The sequence below is a fragment of the Faecalibacterium sp. AM43-5AT genome, from assembly GCF_003603345.1.
GTDB lineage: Bacteria > Bacillota > Clostridia > Oscillospirales > Ruminococcaceae > Faecalibacterium > Faecalibacterium taiwanense.
In genome coordinates, this window is the sequence record NZ_QVGZ01000035.1 from 1 (window position 1) to 958 (window position 958).

General features: G+C 47.1%; 1 protein-coding gene and 1 pseudogene. Both read right to left on the reverse strand.

Annotated features, from left to right (window positions below):
- Window positions 1-9 precede the first annotated feature (9 nt).
- Window positions 10-339, reverse strand: coding sequence for a hypothetical protein (locus tag DW937_RS14580; protein WP_097778305.1), 330 nt, complete (start codon window positions 337-339; stop codon window positions 10-12).
- A gap of 61 nt (window positions 340-400) precedes the next feature.
- Window positions 401-958 (reverse strand): annotated as a pseudogene (locus tag DW937_RS14585) (hypothetical protein); the annotation flags it as partial.

Below are 958 nucleotides of genomic sequence, written 5' to 3' on the forward strand. Positions count from 1 at the left end.
AACTTACATTTATTCGACTCGAATGTTTACCGGATTCAGTGTAAGGTTGCCTCCGCCCGCCACCTTATACCATTTGCCTCTTTCGAGTTTGATTCTTTCCGTTACGCCCTGTGTAATATATCCGATTCTATATTTTTCTCCAGTCTCTACATCGGTAAAGACCACCTCAGTATCACAATCACCGCTCACTTTTACAGTTCCCCAAAGTGGCTGTATTTGTTCTGTCTTTATGGTGCCTTCATCGTTTGAAAGGGTGAAAGTATGGCTTCTCTGAATATTGATATAAATCGCCACCAGAAAAACCGTTGCCAGACATAAAGCAAACCTTCTTGTTTTCATCGAAACACCTCCTGCAAATTCGGTTTTATCGAATCATATCACATAAGCGGACTCTTCAAACTTACAGCTCAGTTTCCACCGCAAGCTGCTCCTGCTTTTCTTTTTCGTCAGCGATTTGGACGTCAATATCTTCGCGCATCTTTTTCAGAAGTGCGAGGACTCGCTTGATTTGACCCTTGGTGTTTTCCACCCTGCTCTGTGCCTGATTGATGTGATCCAGAACTGCCCAGTCTGCAAAGAGGCCGTCAAAGAAGAAATCCGCAAATTTCAAAAAGCTGTCCACCGTAACCTGAAGGTCTGCGGTGATTTCAACATCGGAAAGTTCAGTTTTGAACCGCCGCAGTTCCACTTGGAGCTGTTCGATTTGTTCCTGTGCATCGTCCAGTTCCTCATACTTGGCAAGATCGGCCATCAAACCGCCGCCCATTACGTCCCATGTACTCCAGCCCTCGGCATTGTCGAGGGTTTCCAGAACTTCATTGACCGTATGCAGGGCGGTCTTTCCGGCGTTGATAGCTTCCAGCAGCTCCCGTTTTTGGACTTTCAGCGCGGCAATACGGCTTTCGCTTTCCGCAACCTGCTGTGCGGCAGGGTGGGCAGATGCTTTGATGCTTTTGAT

What these genes read in the sequence shown, in the direction of transcription:
- DW937_RS14580 (WP_097778305.1), bottom strand. Translation starts at nt 339, where the DNA reads ATGAAAACAAGAAGGTTTGCTTTATGTCTGGCAACGGTTTTTCTGGTG.